The organism is Tsukamurella spumae (genome assembly GCF_012396015.1).
GTDB lineage: Bacteria > Actinomycetota > Actinomycetes > Mycobacteriales > Mycobacteriaceae > Tsukamurella > Tsukamurella spumae.
Window position 1 is genome coordinate 82,656 of sequence record NZ_JAAXOQ010000001.1, and the last position, 22,807, is coordinate 105,462.

The window sequence follows — 22,807 nt, forward strand, 5'->3', positions numbered from 1 at the left end:
GTTGTGCAGACCCATGAGATTCGGAAGCGGTTCACGGACCACTTCGTCAAGGCCGGACACACCCAGGTGCCGAGTGCGTCGCTGGTCCTGAACGACCCGAATCAGCTGTTCGTGATCGCCGGCATGGTGCCCTTCGTGCCGTACTTCCTGGGCCAGCAGACGCCGCCCTACGACCGGGCCACGTCGATCCAGAAGTGCGTGCGCACCCTCGACATCGAGGAGGTGGGCATCACCACGCGCCACAACACCTTCTTCCAGATGGCCGGCAACTTCAGCTTCGGCGATTACTTCAAGCGCGACGCGATCAGGTTCGCGTGGACGCTGCTGACGAACCCCGTCGAGGAGGGCGGCTTCGGCTTCGACCCCGAGCGCCTGTGGTCCACCGTCTACCTCGACGACGACGAGGCCCGTGACCTGTGGCTCGAGGTCGGCCAGGTGCCCGAGCGGATCCAGCGTCGCGGCATGAAGGACAACTACTGGTCGATGGGTATTCCCGGCCCGTGCGGTCCGTGCTCGGAGATCTTCTTCGACCGCGGGCCCGAGTACGGTGTCGAGGGCGGCCCGGAGGCCGACGAGGACCGGTACATCGAGATCTGGAACCTCGTCTTCATGCAGAACGAGCGGGGGCAGGGCACCGGCAAGGAGTCCTTCGAGATCCTCGGCGAGCTGCCGAAGAAGAACATCGACACCGGCATGGGCGTCGAGCGAGTCGCCTTCCTGCTGCAGGGCGTCGACAATGTCTACGACACCGACCTGCTGCGCCCCGTCATCGACCGTGCGCAGGAGCTCACGGGACAGCGCTACAACGCGGGTGATGCGGAGCACGACCGGCTCTTCCGGGTCATCGCCGACCACACCCGCACGGCCGTGATGCTCATCGAGGACGGCGTCAATCCCGGTAACGACGGCCGCGGCTACGTGCTGCGGCGCCTCCTGCGCCGCGTCGTCCGCTCGGCCCGCCTCCTCGGTGCCACCGGCGAGACGATGGGCGTCTTCGTTGACACCGTGATCGCGACGATGACGCCGTCGTACCCGTCTCTCGCGGACGACGCGAAGCGGATCCGCACCGTCGCCACGGGCGAGGAGCAGGCCTTCCTCAAGACCCTCGAGCAGGGCACCACGCTGTTCGGCAACGCCGTGGACTCGACCAGGTCCGCGGGCCGCACGGTGCTCTCGGGCGACGACGCCTTCACGCTGCACGACACCTACGGCTTCCCGATCGACCTCACGCTGGAGATGGCGTCCGAGGCGGGGCTGTCGGTCGACGAGGACGGCTTCCGCGCCCTCATGACCGAGCAGCGCCAGCGCGCCAAGGACGATGCGAACTCGCGCAAGTCGGCGCTCGCCGACCTGTCGGTGTTCCGCGAGTTCGTGGACCGCGGCCCCACGGAGTTCACCGGCTTCGACGAGCTGGTCTCCGACGCGCAGGTCCTCGGCCTGATCTCCGGCGGTGTCCGCGTACCCGTCGCGCACCAGGGCGACGACATCGAGATCGTGCTGGACCGCAGCCCCCTCTACGCCGAGGCCGGTGGCCAGCTCGCCGACATCGGCACCATCACCACCGCCGCCGGTGCGCAGATCGTCGTGACCGACGTGCAGCGCGTCGCCAAGACCGTGTGGCGGCACCAGGGCACCGTCGCCGCGGGCGAGGTCGCCGAGGGCGACACAGTCTCCGTCGCGGTCGACCCGGCGCACCGGCACGGCAGCACCCAGGGGCACTCGGGCACCCACCTGGTGCACGCCGCGCTGCACCAGGTGCTCGGCCCCAACGCCGTGCAGGCGGGCTCGCTGAACAAGCCGGGCTACCTGCGCTTCGACTTCCGCTGGTCGGGCGGCCTGAATGAGCAGCAGCGCGCCGACATCGAGCGGGTGACCAACGAGGCCGTGCAGGCCGACTACGCGGTGCACACCCAGGTGACCGATCTGGAGACCGCGAAGAAGAGCGGCGCGATGGCGCTGTTCGGCGAGAACTACGGCGAGCGGGTGCGCGTCGTCGAGATCGGCGGGCCCTTCTCGATGGAGCTGTGCGGCGGCACGCACGTCGCCAGCTCGGGCCTCGTCGGCCCCGTCACCCTCCTCGGGGAGAGCTCCGTCGGCTCGGGCGTGCGCCGCGTCGAGGCCTACGTCGGCCTCGACTCGCAGCAGTACCTCGCCAAGGAGCACGCGCTCGTCTCCGCGCTGTCCAGCTCCCTCAAGGTGCCCTCCGACGAGGTGCCCGCCCGCGTCGAGTCGCTGGTCACCCGCCTCAAGGACGCCGAGAAGGAGCTCGAGAAGCTGCGCGCACAGGCCGCCCTGTCGGCGCTGGCCGAGCTGGCCGCGTCGCCGGAGCGCGTCGGCGCGGTCCGCCTCGTGGCCGCGAGGGCCCCGCAGGGGGTCACCGCGGGCGAGCTCCGCGGCCTGGTCACGCAGCTCAAGGGCCGCCTCGGCGCGGAGCCGGCCGTCATCGCCCTGTTCGCGGTCGACGGCGACAAGGTGCCCTTCGTGGTCGCGGCCAACGACGCGGCGCAGGACCTGGGCGTCAAGGCGGGCGACGTGGTCAAGGCCGCGGCCCCCTCGGTCGGCGGTCGCGGTGGCGGGAAGGCCGACCTGGCCCAGGGCGCCGGGTCGGACGCCTCGGGCATCGACGGCGGCATCGCCGCGGTGCGGGCCGAGGTCACGCGGACGGTGGGCGCCTGACGGTGAGCGGCGCGCAGCCCGCGTGGGAACGTGGCCGCCGGCTGGCCCTGGACGTGGGCAAGGCCCGCATCGGGGTGGCCGTCTGCGACCCCGACGGGATCCTCGCGACGCCGGTCGAGACGGTCCGCGCCGCGAAGGACGGCTCCGACCTGCGCCGGATCGCGCAGCTCGTGGTCGACTACGAGCCGGTCGAGATCGTGGTCGGCATGCCGCGCACCCTCCGCGGGGAGCACGGAGCGTCGGCGAAGATGGCCGAGGGCTTCGCGCGGCGGCTCGCCGGGGTTCTCGGTGCCGCGAACCCCGCACCGCCCCGGGTATGTTTTTTCGATGAGCGCTTCACCACGGTCACCGCGCAGCGCGCGCTGCGCGACAACGGGGTGCGGGCGAAGGAGCAGCGAGCGGTGATCGATCAGGCCGCCGCAGTGGCCATCCTGCAGGGATGGCTCGACGAGCAGAGGCCGGTGCCCGGCCCCGAGGAGGTCGGCGAGTGAGCGACGGGTGGAACAGGCACCGCGCGGAACCGGTTGCGGTCGGCGAGCAGCGGACCACCCGGGCGGACCGCCGGAGGGCCGCCCGGCAGGCGCGGGTGAAGCGGCGCCGCCGGGTCGCGCTGCTCTCGATCCTGATGGTCTTCCTCGTGGTGGTCGGCGTGGTGCTGTGGACGGTGCGCGGGTCGCTGTTCGGCGACGCGGCCGCTCCCGAGGACTTCGCGTCGGGTCAGTCGGGCGCCGAGGTCGTCGTGCACATCACCGGCGAGAACAACTCGGACTTCGCGCAGAACCTCGTGGACGCCGGTGTGGTCAAGTCGGTCGGTGCCTTCAACCGGGCGGCGGGCGACAAACCGATCTCCGCGGGGTACTACGAGCTGCGCAAGACGCTGCCCGCGTCCGAGGCCGTCACCATGCTGGTGGACCCGGCGCGCTCGCACCGCGTGGGCATGCTCAACGTCTCGCCCGGCGCGGTCCTCGACGACAAGCGCAACAAGGACAACAAGGTCGCGCCGGGCATCTTCAGTCAGCTGTCCGCGGCCACCGCCCACACGGACGGCGGCGTGAAGAAGCAGACGGCCAAGGCCGACTTCGTCAAGGCGGCTTCGACGGCGAGTGTCGCCGATCTCGGGGTCCCGGACTGGGCGGCCGCGACCGTGAACCGGCTCAAGGGTGATCACCGCCGCATCGAGGGGCTCATCGCGCCGGGCGTGTGGGATCAGATCGACCCGTCGGGCACGCCCCTGTCGATCCTCAAGGAGCTCATCGCGGCGTCGGCGAAGAAGTACGAGGCGCAGGGCCTCCTCGACGCGAGCCGCTCGTCCGCGGCGAACCTCGCGCCCTACCAGGTGCTGGTGTCCGCGTCGATCGTCGAGCGTGAGGTGAACCAGGCCGACGACTACCCGAAGGTCGCGCGGGTGATCCTCAACCGGCTCGCGAAGAACCAGAAGCTCGAGATGGATTCGACCGTCAACTACACCGAGGCCGTGACCGGTATCGACGTGGTGGGCGAGCAGCTGCTCAAGAAGACCGAGTGGAACACCTACGCCAAGACCGGCCTGCCCGCGACGCCGATCGGCGCGGTGGGGTCCCCGGCCCTGGTGGCGACGGAGAACCCCGCACCCGGGCCGTGGCTGTACTTCGTCACCGTCGACAGCCAGGGGACGACGCTGTTCACCGACGACTTCGCGCAGCACGAGCGCAACCGTCAGAAGGCCTGCGACACCAAGTTCCTCACGGTCGGCTGCGCCAAGTGACCTCGGCCCGCCGCGCGGCGGTCGTGGGGAGGCCGATCGCGCATTCGCTCTCGCCGGTGCTGCACAACGCCGCGTTCCGGGCGCTGGGGCTGGACTGGACCTACGAGCGGATCGAATGCGACGCCGAGGGACTCGCCGGGCTCGTCGCGGGTCTGGGCCCGGAGTGGGTGGGCCTGTCCGTCACCATGCCCGGGAAGTTCGCCGCCCTGGCGCTCGCCGACGAGCGGACCGAGCGTGCCGTCACCGTCGGCTCCGCGAACACGCTGGTGCGCACCGAGGACGGGTGGCTGGCCGACTGCACGGACATCGACGGTGCCGCCGGCCTCCTGGACGAGTGCGGCGCGGCGGGGGAGTCGGCGGTCGTCGTCGGCGCCGGCGGCACGGCCCGTCCGGTGTTCGCCGCGCTCGCCGACCGCGGCTTCCGCAGGGCGACGGTGCTCGCCCGCTCGGAGTCGCGGGCTCAGGACGCCCTGCTGTGCGCGGAGTCGTTCGGGCTCACCGCGTCCTGGGCGCCGCTCGCCGCGGACTCCGTGCCGCCGGCGGACGTGGTGGTGTCGACGGTGCCGGGATCGGCCCAGTCCGATGACTTCCCGCTCGCGGACGCCCTGTCGTCGGCGGCGCCCGCCGTCGCGGACGTCGCCTACGATCCGTGGCCCACGCTGCTCGTGGCGGCCGCCGAGTCGAAGGGCGCCCGGACCGCGGGCGGCCTGACGATGCTGCTCGCCCAGGCGTACCGCCAGGCGGAGTGGTTCACCGGCCGTCCGGCCCCGCGCGCCGCGATGTCCGCTGCGCTGGCGACCGCCCGGGAGCAACGGTGACGGACTTCCGCTATCGGTTCCGGCCTCGGTACTACGAGATCGACCGCCAGGGCGTGATGTTCAACATGTGGTACCTGGGGTACGTCGACACGGCGGTGACGGAGTTCTACGCGGACCGCGGAACGCCGTACGAGGTGGTACTCGCCGCCGGCATCGACACCCAGGTCGTGCACGTCGAGATGGACTACGCCGCGGGCCTGACCGACGATCGCGAGGTCGAGCTGGTCCTGCGGACCGGCCGGATCGGCACCAAGAGCTTCACGATCGAGTTCGTCTTCGTCACCGACCTCGACGCCGACGAGCCGACCGAGGCCGTCTCGGGCCGGATCGTGTACGCCGTGATCGCCGCCGACGGCTCGGGATCGGTCCCGATCCCGGATGTGCTGCGCGCGGCGCTGCAGGCCTGACACACTGGGCCCGTGGAGTGGGGGCTCTTCGGGGGATCGGCCGTGGCGCTGTTCGGTGCGTGGTGCGCCGCGCTGTGCGGGTTCGACCTGCGGATGCGGCGCCTGCCGAACGTCCTGACCCTGCCGGCCGCGGCGCTGGCCCTCGTCGCCGCCCTCTGGCAGGCGTTCGACGGTGCGCCCTCCGCACTGCTCGGCGCGGCGCTCTGGACCGCCGTGAACGGCGCGGCGTTCCTCGCTCGCGGGATGGGCGCGGGCGATGTGAAGCTGGCGCCCACGCTCGGCGCCGTCGTCGGCGAAGCGGCCGGGGTACCGGGCGTTCTCATCGCGGTCCTCGCCGCGCAGGCGATCACCGTGGCGTGGGCGCTGCTCGCCCGCCGCCGGACGGTGCCCCACGGGCCGGCGATGATCGGTGCCGCGTGGTGCGTGCTCGGCCTCTCGCTCGTCGTCCCGGTCGTCGGCTCGATCGGCCCCGCCCTCGGGTGAGATCCGCTGCGGATCAGGGCCATCCGGGCACTGCGGGCACGGTTCCCGCGGCGATCGCGGCCACCAGTTGCGCGTGGTCGCGGCGGTTCTGTTCGGCGTACGCGACGGCGAAGTCGACGAAGCCGTCCTCGACCCGCGCGGCTCCGCCGAGGTAGCCGTCGATCTTCGTCGCGTCGCCGCTGCGGGCGTGGGCGCGGGCCAGGACGTGTCCGCAGGCCTCGGCGAACGCCGGCAGGCGCGGCGCGACGAGGTCCCCGTCGGGGATGACCTTGCCGTCGCGGAACTGCCGGACGTAGAAGTCCATGCCGTCGATGGAGGTCCAGCCCACGAACATGTCGGTCGCGGCCTGGATGAGTCGCTGCCCCTGGACGACCCGCTCGCCGTGCGCGGCGTAGCGGCTGGGGCCGAGGAACTGCTCGTACACGGACGGCCCGGCTTGCTTGACCTGCAGGAGCAGCGCGTCGCTGGTGCGTCGTTCCTCGCTCAACGTGAGGAAGACGCGCATGCCCACACTGCCGACGCCGACGACCTGTTGCACGGCGTCCACGAGGTCGTAGCGCGACCAGAGGTGCGCGATGTGGTCCGCGATGCTGTCGCGGTACTGCCGGAAGACGGTGTCGAGTTGCTCGGCGTAGTGGCTCAGCGCGTGCGTGCGGTACGGCGGGTCCTCCGTGAGCTGGCGATCACCGTCGACCACCTGGGTGAACTTCCGGAGGGCACCGCGCTGGGAGCGCTTGGCGGCCCGCTTCTCGATGTACCGCTCGAGCCGCTGCTCGTCGTCCGCCGCCACGTAGCCCATCAGCTGCGTCATGTCGACGCTGTCGTACCAGATGTCGAGCTCGGACCACGTCGCGTAGCGCGCGATCCAGTCGCGGTAGCCGCGGAACCCGCTCCGGACCGCGTCGGCCGTGGCGCCGGGAGGCAATCCATTCGTTTCGGCAAGAATGACCAGACTCGCGAGGAATCGTTTGAGATCCCATTCGAAAGGTCCCGGTAGTGTTTCGTCGAAATCCCGGAGATCGAAGAGAAGATTCCGTTCGGGGCTGCGCCACAATCCGAAGTTCAACACGTGCGCGTCTCCGCACAGTTGCACGGTGAGGTCGGTGTGCGCTGCCGAAGCGAGGTCCGCGGCCATGACCGCCGCGGCGCCGCGGTAATAGGTCCACGGCGTCGCGGCCATCCGTCCGTGCCGCAGGGGCAGGAGCCGCTCATCGCGGATATCGTTCTGCGCCAGGATCGTTTCGAGTGCGTCGTGACCCCGCGATGCGGGGTCCCAGTCTCCGATGGTGCTTCGCGGTACTCGCTTGCGCGCGGCCCGGCCGACGGCGGAGCTCGCATCGGCGGTCGTCCGTGGTTCGCCCATCGGTCGATTATCGACCAGTCGGGATGTCGCCGTGCCGACGATTCGAGAAATGTCGATCGCCGGCCCACGGCATTGCCGAAAAATGGGAGACGGAAGGCTCGAGAATTCGCAATCGCACCATTCTCGGTGGAGCTCCGGGCGTGCTACCGTTCGCCTTTCCGACGCCGGGTTTCCGGCGTCCGCGCTCGAGCCGTGGGGTGAGTGATGATGATGGATGTCGTGAGCGACGGTGCGGCCGCTCGGCGCGGGGCGGTGGCAGCGCTCCGTCGGTGGGTCGGTCGATTCTCCGCGGCGGGTCTGGTCATCGCGCTCGTGTTCTTCGCCTGGTCGATGACGCCCTCGCTGCTGCCGCGCCCGTGGTTCCTGCAGTCGGCGGCCACCGGCCTGTCCGTCGCGGTCGGCTATGGGATCGGGACCGGCCTCGCCGTCCTCGCGCGCCTCGGCGGCTTCCGGCCCGTGTACTCGGACCGATTGCGCCGCACCGGATGGTGGGCGCTCGCGGTGGCGGCGGTGGTCGTGATCCCCGTGTTCACGGTGATCGGTCACCACTGGCAGCAGGAGGTGCGCGATCTCATGGGGGTGCCGCGCGAACCGGCTCCGCTCTACTCGGTGGTGGTCCTGGTGTCGGTGGTCGTCGCGCTGATCGTGGTGCAGATCGGTAGGGGGATCCTCGTTCTGGCGCGGTGGGTGCGCCGGGGCCTGCTTCGGGTGGTGCCGCCGGTCGTCGCCGGAGTCGCCACGGTCGTCGTGGTGGCGGTCGTACTCGGCCTGGCGGTCTCCGGGGTCGTCGACCGCGGGATCATCGGCACGGCGTCGGCCACCGCGGAACTGACGGACAAGAGCACCGCGCCCGGCGTCGAGCAGCCGAGGGCCCCTGAACGCAGTGGGTCGCCGGCGTCGGCGGAGGCATGGGATTCACTCGGCCGTGAGGGGCGCACGTTCGTCGCCGGCGGACCGTCGGCCGACCGGATCGCGCAGGTCCTGGGCGTGCCCGCCAGGACGCCGATCCGGGTGTACGCCGGCCGGGTGTCCGCCGATTCCGTGGACGGGGTCGCGCAGCGCGTGGTCGCTGAGCTCGAGCGCACGCACGCGTTCGAGCGCAGGGTGCTCGCCGTCGTCACCACGACCGGCCGCGGCTGGATCAATCCGAACGTGGCGTCGTCGTTCGAGTACATCAACGGCGGGGATACCGCGATCGCGGCGATGCAGTACTCGTTCCTGCCGAGCGCCCTGTCCTTCGTCGCGGACCGACAGCCGCCGCTCGACGCGGGGAAGGCGCTGTTCACCGCGGTGCGCGATCGCTGGTCGCGGTTGCCCGAGGGCGCGCGGCCGAAGCTCGTGGTGTTCGGCGAGAGTCTCGGCAGCTACGGCGGCCAGGGTGCCTTCCGCGACGCGCCCGACATGCTGGCCCAGGTCGACGGTGCGCTGTTGGTCGGCACGCCGAACTTCGCGCAACCCTGGCGTGGGCTCACCGACGCGCGGGATGCGGGTTCGCCGGAGCGGCTGCCGGTGGTCGACGGTGGCCGCAACATCCGGTTCGCGTCGCGGATCCAGGACGTGCACCAGCCGGCGACCGCGTGGTCGTTCCCGCGGGTCGTGTACTGGCAGCACGCCAGTGACCCGATCACGTGGTGGAACCGGGAGCTGGCGTACCAACGGCCGGACTGGTTGCGCGAGCCGCTCGGCCCGGATGTCGATCCGCTGATGCGTTGGTTGCCGGTGGTGACCTTCTGGCAGGTCACGATGGACATGGTGTTCTCCGCCGATGTGCCGGACGGGTTCGGTCACTCCTTCGGTCCGGATGCGGTGTGGCTGTGGCGCGACATCCTCGCCTCGGACCTGCCGCACCCGGTGGTCCAGCGGATCGAGGACACGATGAACGGTCGCTGACCGGCGCTGGAGACGACGACACCCCCGAGGCGGGGCGGCCTCGGGGGTGCGGTCGGACTACGGGTCGATCAGGCGGCGGGCTTGGCCGTGGTCGTCGTGGCCGCCGCGGGGGTGGCGGGCTTCGCAGCAGGCTTGGCTGCGGGCTTCGCGGCGGGGGTGGCCGGCTTCGTGGTGGTCGTCGTCGCCGCTGCGGGCGTCGTCGGCTTCGCGGCCGGGGTGGCGGGCTTCGCCGCCGGGGTGGCGGGCTTCGCGGCCGGGGTGGCGGGCTTGGCGGCCGGGGTGGCGGGCTTGGCGGGGGTCGCGCCGTTCGTGGGCCGCCAGCGGTAGCGATTGCCGTCCTGTACGCACGTGAGGTTCGTCCCGTTGTGCACAGCGGTCTTGCCCGCATCGGCCTTGGCGCAGAACCGGCCGTTGGCGGGCTCGGCCCCCGCGACGCCGGGGACGAGGGTGGTGATCGCGACGGCCGCGGCGACGCCCGCGACGAGCTTCTTCATCGACATGGGCCTGAACCTAGCGAAGATTCTCACGTGATGTTCAGTCGGGACTCAGGTTTGCAGCCGTATGTACCGTTCTGGGCGGTTCGGATCTCAGGTTGTGAGATCGCGAAGGGGTGTGCGTTGCCTGCGGCCGAGCCGGCTCGATTCCCTTCGATCCACGGTGAGCGCAAGGGGTCACAGGCGAATCCCCGCGGCCTACCGTCGAATCCGTGACTGCGACAACCTCTCGCCCTATCCTCGGGATCGCCCTGGAGCCGTTCGGCTGGCATCCCGCAGCGTTCGCGGAGGTCGGCGCGGACCCACTGGAGGCCACCTCCGCGGAGCATTGGGTTGGGCTGGCCCGCTCCGCGGAGGTGACCGCCGCCGACCTCGTGACCTTCGAGGACTCGTTCACGCTCACCGCCCGCGACCGGTTGAGCGGCCGCTTCGACGCGACGCTGCTGGCGGCGCGGCTGGCGCCGTCGGTGCCGCGGATCGGGCTGGTGCCCACGATCACCACCACGCACACCGAGCCCTTCCACGCCTCCAAGGCGGTCGCGACGCTCGACTACGTGAGCGGTGGCCGCGCGGGTGTGCTCGCCGCCACCACGGGCGCCGCAGACGATGCAGCGCTCGTCGGGCGTAAGGGCCCGCAGACACCCGCGTCCCGCGCCGAGGAGGCGCGCGAGTACATCGAGGTGCTGCGCGATCTCTGGGACAGCTGGGAGGACGACGCGATCATCAAGGACCGCGCCACCGGCCGCTTCATCGACCGGGACCGCCTGCACTACATCGACTTCCGGGGGGAGTACTTCTCGGTCAAGGGACCGTCGATCACGCCGCGGCCGCCGCAGGGGAGCCCGCCGGTGATCGTCCGGGTCACCGGCGCTCAGACCGAGGCGCTCGCCGCCCGCGCGGACGTGGCGATCGTGCCCGCCGCGGTCGATGAGTCCCTGGTGGAGACGGTGTCCCGGCTCCGCGCCGCAGGGGTGGCCCGCGTCCTCGTCGACGTCACCGTCCACCTCGCGGATTCCGAACGGACCGCGCGGCGCCGGATCGAGAAGCTGGACCGCCGTGAGCCGGCGGACGACGACACCCTCGTCTTCGCCGGGACGGGGGAGTCCCTCGCCCGTGCGGTCGCCGGGTGGCAGGCCCTCGGCTTCGACGGTGCCCGTCTGCGCCCCGGCGTCAACGCCGTCGACCTTCCCCGACTGCGATCCGCCGTCACTCCGCTCCTGCACGGCTCGCCGCGCACGGGCTCGCTGCGCGAGATCCTCGGCCTCGCGCCGGCCGTCAACCGTTTCGTCGCCGTGAAGGGTGCCTGATGACCTCGCTGAACGTTCTCGACCTGGCGCCGATCCCCGACGGATCCACCCCCGCGGCCGCGCTCCGCAACACCCTCGAGCTCGCGCGCCGCGCCGAGGACTGGGGCTACAGCCGCTACTGGGTGGCCGAACACCATTTCGCGCACGTCGCCAGCGCCGCCCCGGCGGTCCTGATCGGGGAGATCCTCGCCGCCACCACCCGGATCCGCGTCGGATCGGCGGCGGTGCTCGTGGGTTTCACCACCGCACCCGCGGTCGCGGACGCCTTCGGCGTGCTGGCGGCGCTGCACCCGGGCCGGGTCGACATCGGGCTGGGCCGCACCGGGCAGCGGCTGCGGACGCCGCCGCCCGGCGCGCCGGCGCCGAATCCGGTCGTCGTGGCCGGCTACGAGACCCTCTATCACCCGCACGCGGAGCCGCCCGGCTTCGCGGAGCAGGTCGACGACGTGCTGGCGCTGATCGGCGGCACCTTCACCGCCGGCGGCCGCCCGCTGCGTTCGCCCGTCGCCGAGGCCGCCCACGACGCGCCGGTCTGGCTGTTCGGCAGCAGCGCCGGGGAGAGCGCGCAGGTCGCCGGTGGCCGCGGTCTGCCCTTCGTCGCGAACTACCACGTCAGCCCCGCAACGACTCTCGACGCGGTCCGCGCCTACCGGGAGGCCTTCCGTCCGTCCGAGCGACTCGCGGCGCCCCGTGTCGTCGTCAGCGCCGATGTCGTGGTCGGCGACACCGACGCGCAGGCCCGGGAGCTCGCCGCGGGCTTCCCCGCGTGGGTGCATTCGATCCGGTACGGCGCCGGTGCGATCGCCTATCCGCGGGACAGCGCGGCCCTGACCGACGCCGAGCGGGCAGCCGTCGCCGACCGTACCGAGACGCAGTTCGTGGGCGATCCGGGGCGCGTCGCCGACGGGCTGCGGGCCCTCGCCGAGCGCACGGACGCCGACGAGATCGTCATCACCTCGGTCACCCACGACCACCTCGCGCGCCTGCGCAGCCACGAACTCCTGGCGAAGGAATGGGGACTCCTGTGAGCATCGCAAACACCGGTATCGCGGTGCGGGAGGGCGAGCACCGCAAGCCGATCCACCTCGCCGCGCATTTCCCCGGGGTGAACCACAACACCGTGTGGTCCGATCCGTCCGCGCGGAGCCAGGTGGAGTTCGACTCGTTCGTGCACCTCGCCCGCGCCGCCGAGCGGGGGAGGTTCGACTTCTTCTTCCTCGCCGAGGGCCTCCGATTGCGCGAGCACCTCGGGCGCATCCACGATCTCGACGTCGTCGGCAGACCGGACACCTTCACCGTGCTCGCCGCGCTGGCGGCCGTCACCGACCGCATCGGTCTCGCGGGCACGATCAACACGACCTTCAACGAGCCCTTCGAGGTGGCGCGGCAGTTCGCCACCCTCGATCACCTCAGCGCCGGCCGCGCCGCCTGGAACATGGTCACCAGCTCCGACGCGTTCACCGGCGAGAACTTCCGTCGCGGCGGCTTTCTGGCGCACGCCGACCGGTACCGTCGCGCAGACGAGTTCGTGACCGTCGCCCAGCGGTTCTGGGACGGCTGGGGCGGCGATCCGATCGTGCACCACGGTAGGCAGTTCGACGTGCGGGGCGGGTCGCCGCTGCCGCCGTCACCGCAGGGGCACCCGGTCCTGTTGCAGGCGGGCGACTCCGGGGAGGGTCGTGACTTCGCGGCGGCGCGGGCCGACGCCATCTTCACGCGGCACGGCTCGCTCGAGAGCGGCCGGGCCTTCTACGCGGATGTCAAGCGCCGCGCCGCGGACCGCGGGCGTAACCCGGACCACCTCAAGGTCTTTCCCGGGGCGGCCGCCGTCATCGGGGCCACCGCCGACGAGGCCGCGGAGAAGGCCCGTGAGATCCGCCGCAGCCAGGTGGGCCCGCAGACCGCGCTGAACTTCCTCGAGCAGGTCTGGGGACGCGAACTCCAGTCCTTCGATCCCGACGGTCCGCTGCCCGATGTCGAGCCGGTCTTCGAGGAGCAGGCGGTGAAGGGGCGGGTCCTGCACGCGGATCCGCGCGAGATCGTGGCCACCTACCGGGCGCGTGCCGAAGCGGGCGGGCTGTCCATCCGCGAGCTGGTGATCGAGCTCAACACCCGGCCACAGTTCGTGGGGACCGCGGAGCAGGTCGCGGACGAGATCGACACCTACGTCCAGGCCGATGCGGCCGACGGCTTCATCCTGGTGCCGCACCTCACCCCGACCGGCCTGGACGAGTTCGTCGACGATGTGGTTCCGCTGTTGCAGGAGCGGGGCGCATTCCGGTCCGAGTACACGGGCACGACGCTCCGCGAGCACCTCGGGCTCCCGGTTCCCGGGGCCGACGAGACCGCCCGCCGCGTCGGTTAGCGCTCTTGACCCGTTTGTCGCGCACGACCGGCACGGACGGGCTACGGTGCCGCCATGAGCCGAGCGATGCGCCCCGATATGTCCGGTATCGACGCCCTGGCGGTGAACCTCACCCACCGCGTCTGCGTGGGTGACCTGCCCACCCGCGCTGCCCGGACCTTCGGCGATCGGATCGCGATCGTCGACGGCGAGCACGAGGTCAGCTACCGCGAACTGGAGCGCCGATCCAACGCGCTCGCCCGCGGTCTGCAGGCACGCGGCTTCGGTCGGGGCGACGCCATCGCCCTGCAGCTGCAGAACCGCTGGGAGTTCGTGGTCTCGCTGTTCGCGTGCGCGAAGCTCGGGGTGGTGGCGATGCCGTTGAACCTGCTGCTCCCGCCCGGCGACGTCGCCTACCAGTTGCAGGACAGCGGGGCCCGCGCCGTCATCACCGAGGACGTCTTCGTGCCCGCACTCACTGCCGCGCTGGACGCCGCGGAGAATGGGGTGGAGGCGGTGTATGTCGTGGCCAACAGCGACGGCGTGCCGCCGACCGAGGTGGGCGGCGTACCGTCGACCGTCTTCCAGGAGGTCGTGGATCCCGACGGTTCCGTCGTCGAGACGATCGTGGAGGACCGCGACGTGCTCCACTGCCTCTACACCTCCGGCACCACGGCCCGGCCCAAGGGCGTGGTCACCAGCCATGTGGCGGTGCACATCTCGGCGCTGTCCTCCGCGCTCGGCCTGGGCCTGCGGCCGGACGTGCAGCCCGTGGTCCAGCCGCTCGCGCTGCCGCTCTTCCACGTCACCGCGCTCGACGCGCTGCTCATGCCCACCCTCATCACCGGCGGAACCGCCGTGCTGCTGCGGGGATTCGACCCCGAGAAGCTGGCGCGGGCCTTCGTCGACCACCGGGTCACGCACATCACTCTGCTGCCGATGATGTGGGCGGCGCTGCTGGCCCGACCCGAGCTGAACGACGAGAACACCGCGTCCCTGGTCGCCGGGATGTACGCGATGGCGCCGATGCCGGCCGAGTTGCTTGCCGCATTGCGGGCGCGGTTCGCCTCCGCCGCCATCATTCTCGGGTCCGGGCAGACCGAGACCACACCCGCCTCGGAGCTGCAGTGGGCGGGCCACCAGGGCGTCAAGGACGATTCCTGGGGCCCCGCCACCGTTTCCACCGACATCGCCATCATGGGTGCCGACGGTGCCCTGCTCCCGCCCGGCGAGGTCGGCGAGATCGTGTACCGCTCGCCGCAGCTCATGGAGGGGTACTGGAACAACGCCGCCGCGAACACCGAGTCCTTCGCCCACGGCTGGTTCCACGGCGGCGACATCGGCTACATCGACGACGAGGGCGTCGTCTTCTTCACCGACCGGGCCAAGGACATCATCAAGTCGGGCGGCGAGAACGTCTCCTCCGTCGAGGTCGAACGGGTCCTGCTCGGCCACGACACCGTCGCCGAGGTAGCGGTCGTCGGCACCCCGCACGAGCATTGGGGCGAGGCCGTCACGGCGTTCGTGGTGACCGCACCGTCGGGCGAGGCCGACGGTGACGCCCTCCTCGAGTACGCCCGGGCGAACCTCGCGGGGTTCAAGGCGCCGAAGGAGATCGTCTTCGTCGACGAGCTGCCCAAGACCGCCACCGGCAAGATCCAGAAGAACCTCGTTCGCACCCTGCGTGCGACACGAACCTAGGCGGCGGAGGCGAGCGCCGGGAGTAGGCCGAGCGCATCCGTGAGGATCTGCTCGTAGTCCCGCACGTCGAACTCGTAGGGCAGCTCGAGGCGGAACTCGGTGACCGGCCCCGTCTCCGGAGCGAACGCCGGGTCCGCGGCGAGCCGCTCGGCGATCTCGGCGATCGGGCCCACGAGGTCCTCCGCGAACAGGGTCCGCCTGTCGCCGTGCGCCGTCCGGGTGCGCTCGTAGCGCGACCGCGCGTACTCCCGGTACCGCGCGGAGGTCGCGCGGTCCGCACTGTCCGTCGGCACGATCACGCGCCCGACGGCGACCCGCTTCCCGCCGCCGCCGGCCCGTCGGAAGGCGTCGATGAGGCCGGCCTGCACGGTCCCGAAGTCCTCGGAGTCGATGCCCACCGCCGAGACGATGTTCCCGGTCAACAGGTGCAGGCCGGCCTCGCCGGTCCACCGCGACGAGCCGAGCGAGGTTCCGCCGTACCAGGACCGGTCCGCGAGGCCGGGGGAGTGCGGCTGCAGCCGCGGCCGCTGTACGTTCCCGGGCGACTCGATCCGCGTGCCCTCGTCGCCGAGGTACGAGCCGCGCAGGTGCTCGACGGTGCGTGCCACCCGCGAGTATCCGGATTCGGTCGGCGGCTCGTCGAAGACGAGGTCGGCGAGCAGGTCCGCGTGCGGCATCCCGGTCGAGAAGCCGGCCTGGATCCGGCCGCGCGACAGGGCGTCCGCGAGCGAGAGGTCCTCCGCCAGCCGGAAGGGGTTCTCGTAGCCGATGGGGATGACCGCCGTGCCGAGTTCGATCGTCGTGGTGCGCTGGGAGGCCGCGCCGAGGAAGACCGCGGCCGAGGAGATCCCGTGCTCCAGGTGGCGCTGGCGCACCCAGGCGCCGCGATAGCCGAGCCCCTCGCCGAAGGCGATGAGCCGCAGGGTGTCCTCGAGGCCGGCGGCGGGGTCGTCGTCGGCGTAGTTGCCGGGCGTCAGGAAGGCCAGGGACTCGACCGTCATCAGAATCCCGCCGTCGGGTTGACCTCGGACTTCGGCAGGGCCGAGGTCGGAACCTTCCACTTGTCGAACAGCTTCTGGTACTCGCCGCGGGCGATGAGCGTGTTGATCGCCTGGGAGATCGCCGGAGCGATCGGCGAGCCCTTCGCCGTCACGAATCCGACGACGGTGGTGGAGTACTCGCCGAGGAAGGTCGTGCCGGGCACCTTGTCGACGAGGTAGCGCTGGGACAGCGTGGGCCCGAAGGAGGCGTCCACCTTGTTGTTCTGCAGGCTGAGGGTGACGGCACCCTGGTCGTCGAGGTACTGCACGGTGTACGCGGGCTTACCCTTCGACGTGCACTGCACCGCGCCCTTCTCCAGGATCTGCTGGAAGGTGGTGCCCGACCCGGTCACGATCTTCTTGCCGCACAGGTCCTCGAGCGTCTTCACGCTCGTCAGCCCGGACTTGGACGCCCCCACGAAGGACTGCCCGTCGTTGAGGTAGGTCGCGAAGTCAACCACGTCGAGCCGCGGCTCGGTGACGCCGAAGTTGCCCTGCCCCACCTGGTACCGGCCGTTCTGCACCCCGGGGATGATCGTGGAGAAGGTCCCGATCTCCTGCTTCCACGTGACGCCCAGGGCCTTCGCCACGGCATTGCGCAGGTCCACGTCGAGGCCCACGGGGGTGCCCTCGGGGACCTCGCCGGCGTGCGGAAGGTTGTTGATGCCGGGTTGCCGGGTCAGGCCCAGTGTCAGTTCCATGGTCCCCGCTGGGAGCAGGGCCCGCGCGGCGGGATCGACGGCGATGCCCGACACGAGGTCCTGGGTGGGTACGGGGTACGCGGAGCTCCCGGTGGCGGGGTCCGACGGTCCGCCGCACGCCGCGAGCACGGTGGCGACGGTGACGGCGACGGTGGCGAACAGGGCGCGGCTGCGCATGGGTGTCTCCTGGTGCAGGGGGGAATCGGATGGTGGGGTGTGCTGGATCAGCGCACCGCGGCGAGGAATTCGCGGGTGCGGGGGTGTTCGGCGTCGGCGAAGATCGTCTCGGGCCGGCCGGTCTCGACGATGCGGCCGTCGTCCATGAAGATCACGGTGTCGGCGACATCGCGGGCGAAGCCGATCTCGTGGGTGACGACGACGAGCGTCATCCCCGACTCGGCGAGATCGCGGATGACGGCGAGGACCTCACCGACGAGCTCCGGGTCGAGCGCGGAGGTGGGTTCGTCGAACAGCACGACGTCGGGGCGCATCGCCAGCGTGCGCGCGATCGCCACGCGTTGTTGCTGCCCGCCGGAGAGCTGCGACGGGTACGAGTCCTCCCGGCCGTTCAGGCCGACGCGCGCCAGCAACTCCCGCCCGCGGCGGGCGGCCTCGTCGGCCGGAACACCGTCGGCGAGCTGTCCCTCGGTGAGGTTCTCCAGGACCGTGAAGTGCGGGAACAGGTTGAACTGCTGGAAGACCATGCCGATGTGGCGGCGCTGGCGCGCGACCTCGCGCGGAGGGAGCTCGCGCAGTACCTTCTCGCCGCGGTGAGTGCCGTCGTCGCGATACCCGATCAGGTCGCCGCCCACGCGGACGTAACCGGCGTCGGGACGCTCGAGGTGGTTGATGCACCGCAGCAGTGTCGACTTCCCGGATCCGGACGGGCCGAGAATCACGACGACCTCGCCGGGGGCGACGTCGAGGTCCACCTCGCGCAGTACCTCGCGGCCGCCGAAGGACCTGCGCAGGCCCCGGATCTCGATGGCGCTCATCGGGGATCACCCGCCGCCCGCACCGTGGGGCCCGCGGCGGTGCGCGGGAGTCGCGGACGCAGGCGTGCGGCGTCGCGGAGGATCTCCCCGAAGGGCCGGGCGTCGCGCCGTCCGCGGTTGAACCGACGCTCCACGAAGTACTGGCCCACGGCGAGGACGGAGGTGATCACGACGTACCAGATGGTGGCCACCAACAGCAGCGGCATCACCTTGAAGTTCTGGTTGTAGACCAGCTGCACCGAGTACAGGACGTCGGTCACCGCGATCACGCTGACCAGCGAGGTCGACTTGAGCAGGCCGATCAACAGGTTGCCGGAACCCGGGACGATCGCCGGCATCGCCTGCGGCAGCACGACGCGCCGGAAGATGCGCCGCGGGCTGAGCCCGAGCGACCGGGCGGCCTCGGTCTGCCCCGGCGGCACCGAGACGAGGCCGCCGCGCACGATCTCCGCGGCGAACGCGGCCACGTCCAACGTGAGTGCGATGACGGCCGCCACGATCCCGCTGATGAGATGCGTGGTGTCGAAGGTGACGAACTCGGGCCCGAACGGGATCCCCAGCGACAGCTGCGGGTACAAGGACGCGAGCTGGAACCAGAAGAGCAGCAGCACCAGTGGCGGCACCGACCGCACGAGCCAGACGAAGCCGAAGGACACGGCCCGCAGCAGTGGCCCTCCCCACAGCCGCATCGCCGCCAGCCCGATGCCCAGGACGAAACCCGCCGCGAAGGTGACGGCGGTCAGCCACAGCGTGAGCCACAGCCCCTTGAGGACCGTGGCCTGCGTGAAGTAGTGCGCCACGGTGGGCCATTCGAAGCGCTCGTTGGTGAGCACGGTGTTGACCAGCATGGCGCCGAGCAGCACGACGAGGGCCGCGCCCGCCCACCGTCCGGGCCGTCGGCGCGGGACGAGCCGCACCGGAACGGAGGTCGTGCCCGCCTGCATCGTGGTCGGCACGGCGCGTGCCGGGGGGATGATCGTTGTCGCCATGATGTCCGACCGTAAGCCGGTGGCGCGCAGGGGAGAAGGGTTTCAATCGTCCTGACCGGATGCCACGACCCCGGTCTCGAAGGCGTACCGCACGGCGTGCGCGCGGTCGCGCAGGTGGGCCTTGGCGAACAGATTGTTGATGTGCGTCTTCACCGTCGACTCGCTCACGAACAGCCGACCCGCGATGTCCCGGTTCGTCAGACCGTCGGCGATGAGGCGCAGCACCTCCCGCTCGCGGGGCGTCAGATCCGGGGCGGGTGCCGCCGCCCGGTCCGACGGTGCGGGCCGTGCGCTCGCGCCGCCCGTCGCGGAGGCGACGAGCCGCTGCTGCACCTGGGGGTCGAGCACGGACTGCCCGGCCGCGGCGGCCGTGATCGCCGCCGCGATCTCTGCGCGCCCCGCGTTCTTCGTCAGGTAACCGCGCGCTCCCGCCTGCAGGCCGAGGAGGATGGACTCCTCGTCGTCGTAGGTGGTGAGCAGGACGACGGCGGTGTCGGGGGCCTCGGCGAGCACGCGCTCGGTGGCCCCGGCACCGTCGAGGTTCGGCATCCGGAGGTCGGTGAGCAGCACGTCCGGGTGGTGCTCGCGGACGAGCGACACGGCCTCGACCCCGTCGGCTGCGGCCCCCACGACCTCGATGCCCGCGGTGAGGTCCAGCATCGCGGCCAGCGCCTCGCGGACGGCCGCCTGGTCGTCGGCCACGACCACTCGGATGTCGTTCACTCAGAGCTCCTTCGTCGGAACGACGGGCCGGGGAACGCTCAGGCGCACCGTCCACCCGCCGTCGTGGTCCGGACCCGCGTGCAGCGTGCCGTCGATCTCCGCGGCGCGCTCGCGCATCCCGATCAGGCCCATCCCCGAACCGCGGACGCCGTCGGCGGGACCGCCCGGGCCGTTGACGACCGTGAGTTCGGCACCGTCGGGCACCCGGACCAGGCGGGCCGTGACGGGTGCGCCGGGCGCGTACCGTCGGGCGTTCGTGAAGGCCTCCTGCGCGACGCGCAGTACCGCACGGGCCTGGGGATCGGTCAGCTCGACCGGCTCGGTCGCGACGCTCTCGCGGGGGCCGTCCGCAAGCGCGGCGAGGGTCGCGGGCAGGTCGACGGTGTCCTCGCGCAGGGCGTGGACGGCGCCGCGGGCCTCGGTGACGCCGTCGGCGATGGCGCCCCGGGCGCGCTGGACGGCGGCCCGGGCGTCGTCGGGGCGGCCGGCTTCGAGCAGGGCGTCGGCGAGTTCGAGTTGCATGCCCGCGCCCGAGAGGGTGTGCGCGAGGACGTCGTGCAGGTCGCGGGCGATGCGGGCGCGTTCGGCGAGCGCACCGCTCCGGGTCTCGGACTCCGCCGTGAGCCGGGTCTGCTCCACGAGCTGTTCGAGCGCGCGGGTGCGCTCACGGCGGGCCCGCCCGGCGATACCGGCCCAGACGGTGACGAGCACCGAGATGCCGATCCAGAGGGCGTTGAACTCGGCCTGACCCACCAGCAGTGAGGTCGTCGTGACGGTCGTGGCCGCCAGCAGGGCCAGGGGGATCGAGGCGCGGACGGGGAACTCGCCACCGGCGTAGACCGTGCCGGCGTAGAGCAGGACGCCCACCGCCGCGTTCGGCTGGATCCCGAACAGGATCCCGACCGCGACGGCGCAGACCGCCTCGATCGCGACCCGGGCGGGCACGGGAAGCCGCTCCTGGGGAAGGAACCGGACCAGCGCGGCGAGGGTCACGGCGGCGAAGAGCAGGATCGTCCAGGGCGGGTCGCGGTGGAAGTCGAGGGTCGCGGCGGCCACGACGATGCCCACGAGCGCGATCGTGATCGCGATCCGCATCCGGTAGACGTCCGCCACTCGGCAATGATGGCACGCGATCGTGCGCTGTGCGTCGGACCGACGGCGTGGGGCGTCGGATGGGCGCCCACCAGGGCGGGGTGCGCAGCGCCGCGGGGCGAGTGGGAAAATGGCCCACATGTCTACGTCATCGATGTCCAGTGCCGCCGCCGACCTGACGGTGCACTCGATCATCGATGCCCGCGCGCGGCTCGCGGGGGTGGTCTCGGTGAGTCCGCTGCAGCCCTGTGAGCGGCTCTCCGCGCTGACCGGCGCGAAGGTCTTCCTCAAGCGGGAGGACCTACAGGTGGTCCGCTCCTACAAGATCCGCGGTGCGTACAACCTCATGGCGCAGCTGACCGACGCCGAGAAGGCCGCGGGAGTGGTCGCGGCGTCGGCCGGCAACCACGCCCAGGGCGTCGCGTTCGCGTGCCGGGCCATGGAGGTACACGGCCGGATCTACGTGCCGACGACAACGCCGAAGCAGAAGCGGGACCGCATCCGCGCGCACGGCGGACGCTACGTGGAGCTGATCGCCACCGGTGAGACCTACGACGCCGCCGCGGCCGCTGCCTTCGAGGACGTCGCGGCCACGGGCGCCACCTGGGTGCACGCCTTCGACGACCCCCGCACCACCGCCGGCCAGGGCACGATCGGCGTCGAGCTCGTCGAGCAGCTCGGCGGCGTCGTGCCCGACGTGACCGTGATGCCCGTCGGCGGTGCCGGCTGCTTCGCCGGCGTCACCCGCTACCTGCGCTCGCAGTCCCCGGCCGCCACCATCGTGGGCGCGGAGCCCGCGGGCGCACCGTCGCTCGCCCGGGCGATCGAGGCCGGGGGCCCCGTCGACCTGCCCACCATCGACCCGTTCGTCGACGGTGCCGCGGTCAAGAAGATCGGCCGGATCGGCTATGAGGTCGCGGTGTCCGAGGGCGCGGTCGTGTGGCCGGCGCACTCCGTGCACGACGTCGCCGCTCGGGAACTGGGCATCATCGAGGTGGACGAGGGCGCCGTCTGCACCGCGATGCTGGACCTGTACCAGAACGAGGGCGTCATCGCGGAGCCCGCGGGCGCGCTGTCCGTGGCCGCGCTGGCGCAGCTGCGGTTCGAGCCCGGCGCCACCGTCGTGTGCCTGCTCTCCGGCGGTAACAACGACGTGTCGCGCTACAACGAGGTCATCGAGCGCTCACTGGTGCACAAGGGCCTCAAGCACTACTTCCTGGTGGCGTTCCCGCAGGAGCCCGGCGCCCTGCGTCGGTTCCTCGACGAGGTGCTCGGTCCGGACGACGACATCACCCTGTTCGAGTACGTCAAGCGCAACAACCGCGACACCGGCGAGGCGCTCGTGGGTGTGGAGTTGGGGCGCGCCGCCGATCTCGGTGCGCTGCTGGAGCGGATGAACGACTCGCGGCTGCACTGCGAGCGGCTCGAGCCCGGGTCGCCGGCGTATCGCTACCTGACGTAGTCGAGCGGTCGGCCGCAGTCACCGTCGGTAGTGGTACCGACACGCTGCGATGCGGACGTCGCCGTCGACGACCTTGTAGACGAGCCGGTGTTCGTCGGTGATTCGGCGTGACCAGTAGCCCTGGAATCCGTGCTTGAGGGGCTCCGGCTTCCCGATGCCCTCGTTCCCGTTTCGCTCGATGTCCCTGATCAGCGTGTTGATCCGCTTGAGGACCTTCCGATCCTCGGTCTGCCATCGGACGTAGTCGTCCCACGCGTACGGATCCCAGATCAGGCTCATTCGTCCTCGAGGAGTGCGTGAATCCCTCCGTCACCGGATTCCAGACGCTCGATGGCAGTGAGGAGCCGGCGGGCGTTCTCGGGGCTTCGCAAGAGGTACGCGGTTTCCTTGAGTGACTGATACTCGTCCAGCGAGACGATCACCACGGGCTCATGCCCTGCGCGGGTGATCACGACCTCCTCGCGGTCGTCGACCACGGCATCGAGAGTCTCTGCGTAGTGCTTCCGCGACTCCGAGTAGCTCATCGTCTTCATCTCGACCTCCCATCGACGTACGTAATATTGTACGTCTTCCGGGAG

Annotated in this window: 22 protein-coding genes; 12 read left to right on the plus strand and 10 right to left on the minus strand. The window is 71.4% G+C overall.

What is annotated here, in order from left to right:
- The first annotated feature begins 3 nt into the window (after nucleotides 1–3).
- From alaS to HF999_RS00430, 6 genes are read left to right on the plus strand one after another with little or no spacing between them, the layout of a single operon-like run.
- The gene (gene alaS / locus HF999_RS00405) at nucleotides 4–2,676 is read left to right on the plus strand and encodes an alanine--tRNA ligase (RefSeq protein WP_168543969.1); all 2,673 of its coding nucleotides are present in this window, start codon (nucleotides 4–6) and stop codon (nucleotides 2,674–2,676) included.
- Between the two features lie 2 nt (nucleotides 2,677–2,678).
- Complete coding sequence (gene ruvX / locus HF999_RS00410; protein WP_168543970.1) at nucleotides 2,679–3,167, plus strand: Holliday junction resolvase RuvX; 489 nt, start codon at nucleotides 2,679–2,681, stop codon at nucleotides 3,165–3,167.
- Complete coding sequence (locus HF999_RS00415; protein ID WP_168543971.1) at nucleotides 3,164–4,420, plus strand: endolytic transglycosylase MltG; 1,257 nt, start codon at nucleotides 3,164–3,166, stop codon at nucleotides 4,418–4,420. The genes ruvX and HF999_RS00415 overlap by 4 nt, the downstream gene beginning before the upstream one ends.
- Nucleotides 4,417–5,238 carry a shikimate dehydrogenase gene (locus tag HF999_RS00420; RefSeq protein ID WP_168543972.1) on the plus strand — a complete coding sequence of 274 codons (822 nt, stop codon included), beginning with the start codon at nucleotides 4,417–4,419 and terminating at the stop codon, nucleotides 5,236–5,238. The genes HF999_RS00415 and HF999_RS00420 overlap by 4 nt, the downstream gene beginning before the upstream one ends.
- Nucleotides 5,235–5,645: an acyl-CoA thioesterase gene (locus tag HF999_RS00425; protein WP_168543973.1), complete on the plus strand. Its 411-nt coding sequence runs from the start codon at nucleotides 5,235–5,237 to the stop codon at nucleotides 5,643–5,645. Before HF999_RS00420 ends, HF999_RS00425 begins: the two co-directional genes overlap by 4 nt.
- 12 nt (nucleotides 5,646–5,657) lie before the next feature.
- Nucleotides 5,658–6,128: a prepilin peptidase gene (locus HF999_RS00430; protein WP_312853957.1), complete on the plus strand. Its 471-nt coding sequence runs from the start codon at nucleotides 5,658–5,660 to the stop codon at nucleotides 6,126–6,128.
- A 13-nt stretch (nucleotides 6,129–6,141) separates the two neighbouring features.
- On the opposite strand, the gene HF999_RS00435 is transcribed toward HF999_RS00430, so the two are convergent.
- Nucleotides 6,142–7,491, minus strand: a complete 1,350-nt coding sequence (locus HF999_RS00435; protein WP_168543974.1) for a DUF2252 domain-containing protein — start codon at nucleotides 7,489–7,491, stop codon at nucleotides 6,142–6,144.
- Nucleotides 7,492–7,710: 219 nt separating this feature from the next.
- On the opposite strand from HF999_RS00435, the gene HF999_RS00440 reads away from it, so the two are divergent.
- Nucleotides 7,711–9,381, plus strand: coding sequence for an alpha/beta hydrolase (locus HF999_RS00440; protein WP_312853958.1), 1,671 nt, complete (start codon nucleotides 7,711–7,713; stop codon nucleotides 9,379–9,381).
- Nucleotides 9,382–9,449: 68 nt separating this feature from the next.
- Here the strand turns inward: HF999_RS00440 and HF999_RS22130 are convergent, their stop codons facing one another.
- Nucleotides 9,450–9,881 (minus strand): hypothetical protein, encoded by a 432-nt coding sequence (locus tag HF999_RS22130; RefSeq protein ID WP_210733312.1) that lies wholly within the window; start codon nucleotides 9,879–9,881, stop codon nucleotides 9,450–9,452.
- 206 nt (nucleotides 9,882–10,087) lie between these two features.
- On the opposite strand from HF999_RS22130, the gene HF999_RS00450 reads away from it, so the two are divergent.
- Genes HF999_RS00450 through HF999_RS00465 form a run of 4 tightly spaced genes read left to right on the plus strand, consistent with a single transcriptional unit; the run spans nucleotide 10,088 to nucleotide 15,227 of the window.
- On the plus strand, nucleotides 10,088–11,182 hold the full coding sequence (locus HF999_RS00450; RefSeq protein ID WP_168543975.1) for an LLM class flavin-dependent oxidoreductase: 1,095 nt from the start codon (nucleotides 10,088–10,090) through the stop codon (nucleotides 11,180–11,182).
- Nucleotides 11,182–12,210, plus strand: coding sequence for an MsnO8 family LLM class oxidoreductase (locus HF999_RS00455; RefSeq protein ID WP_168543976.1), 1,029 nt, complete (start codon nucleotides 11,182–11,184; stop codon nucleotides 12,208–12,210). Before HF999_RS00450 ends, HF999_RS00455 begins: the two co-directional genes overlap by 1 nt.
- Nucleotides 12,195–13,547, plus strand: a complete 1,353-nt coding sequence (locus HF999_RS00460) for an NtaA/DmoA family FMN-dependent monooxygenase (RefSeq protein WP_168543977.1) — start codon at nucleotides 12,195–12,197, stop codon at nucleotides 13,545–13,547. The genes HF999_RS00455 and HF999_RS00460 overlap by 16 nt, the downstream gene beginning before the upstream one ends.
- A gap of 54 nt (nucleotides 13,548–13,601) precedes the next feature.
- Nucleotides 13,602–15,227, plus strand: coding sequence for a class I adenylate-forming enzyme family protein (locus HF999_RS00465; RefSeq protein ID WP_168543978.1), 1,626 nt, complete (start codon nucleotides 13,602–13,604; stop codon nucleotides 15,225–15,227).
- Here the strand turns inward: HF999_RS00465 and HF999_RS00470 are convergent.
- From HF999_RS00470 to HF999_RS00495, 6 genes are read right to left on the minus strand one after another with little or no spacing between them, the layout of a single operon-like run.
- A complete protein-coding gene (locus HF999_RS00470; RefSeq protein ID WP_168543979.1) occupies nucleotides 15,224–16,228 on the minus strand; it encodes an LLM class flavin-dependent oxidoreductase in 1,005 nt (334 codons plus the stop codon). The two genes, HF999_RS00465 and HF999_RS00470, sit on opposite strands and share 4 nt — an antisense overlap.
- Nucleotides 16,228–17,145 carry an ABC transporter substrate-binding protein gene (locus HF999_RS00475; RefSeq protein ID WP_168543980.1) on the minus strand — a complete coding sequence of 306 codons (918 nt, stop codon included), beginning with the start codon at nucleotides 17,143–17,145 and terminating at the stop codon, nucleotides 16,228–16,230. The genes HF999_RS00470 and HF999_RS00475 overlap by 1 nt, the downstream gene beginning before the upstream one ends.
- Nucleotides 17,146–17,192: 47 nt before the next feature.
- Nucleotides 17,193–17,963, minus strand: a complete 771-nt coding sequence (locus HF999_RS00480) for an amino acid ABC transporter ATP-binding protein (protein WP_168543982.1) — start codon at nucleotides 17,961–17,963, stop codon at nucleotides 17,193–17,195.
- The gene (locus HF999_RS00485) at nucleotides 17,960–18,952 is read right to left on the minus strand and encodes an amino acid ABC transporter permease (RefSeq protein WP_168543983.1); all 993 of its coding nucleotides are present in this window, start codon (nucleotides 18,950–18,952) and stop codon (nucleotides 17,960–17,962) included. Before HF999_RS00485 ends, HF999_RS00480 begins: the two co-directional genes overlap by 4 nt.
- A gap of 42 nt (nucleotides 18,953–18,994) precedes the next feature.
- Nucleotides 18,995–19,675, minus strand: coding sequence for a response regulator transcription factor (locus tag HF999_RS00490; RefSeq protein ID WP_312853959.1), 681 nt, complete (start codon nucleotides 19,673–19,675; stop codon nucleotides 18,995–18,997).
- Nucleotides 19,676–20,788 carry a sensor histidine kinase gene (locus HF999_RS00495; RefSeq protein WP_168543985.1) on the minus strand — a complete coding sequence of 371 codons (1,113 nt, stop codon included), beginning with the start codon at nucleotides 20,786–20,788 and terminating at the stop codon, nucleotides 19,676–19,678.
- A 118-nt stretch (nucleotides 20,789–20,906) separates the two neighbouring features.
- Between HF999_RS00495 and ilvA the strand changes: the two genes are divergently transcribed.
- Nucleotides 20,907–22,229, plus strand: coding sequence for a threonine ammonia-lyase IlvA (gene ilvA / locus HF999_RS00500; RefSeq protein WP_376766464.1), 1,323 nt, complete (start codon nucleotides 20,907–20,909; stop codon nucleotides 22,227–22,229).
- An 18-nt stretch (nucleotides 22,230–22,247) separates the two neighbouring features.
- On the opposite strand, the gene HF999_RS00505 is transcribed toward ilvA, so the two are convergent.
- Nucleotides 22,248–22,508 carry a Txe/YoeB family addiction module toxin gene (locus HF999_RS00505; protein WP_168543988.1) on the minus strand — a complete coding sequence of 87 codons (261 nt, stop codon included), beginning with the start codon at nucleotides 22,506–22,508 and terminating at the stop codon, nucleotides 22,248–22,250.
- Nucleotides 22,505–22,762 carry a type II toxin-antitoxin system Phd/YefM family antitoxin gene (locus HF999_RS00510; protein WP_168544153.1) on the minus strand — a complete coding sequence of 86 codons (258 nt, stop codon included), beginning with the start codon at nucleotides 22,760–22,762 and terminating at the stop codon, nucleotides 22,505–22,507. Before HF999_RS00510 ends, HF999_RS00505 begins: the two co-directional genes overlap by 4 nt.
- Between the last annotated feature and the right edge of the window lie 45 nt (nucleotides 22,763–22,807).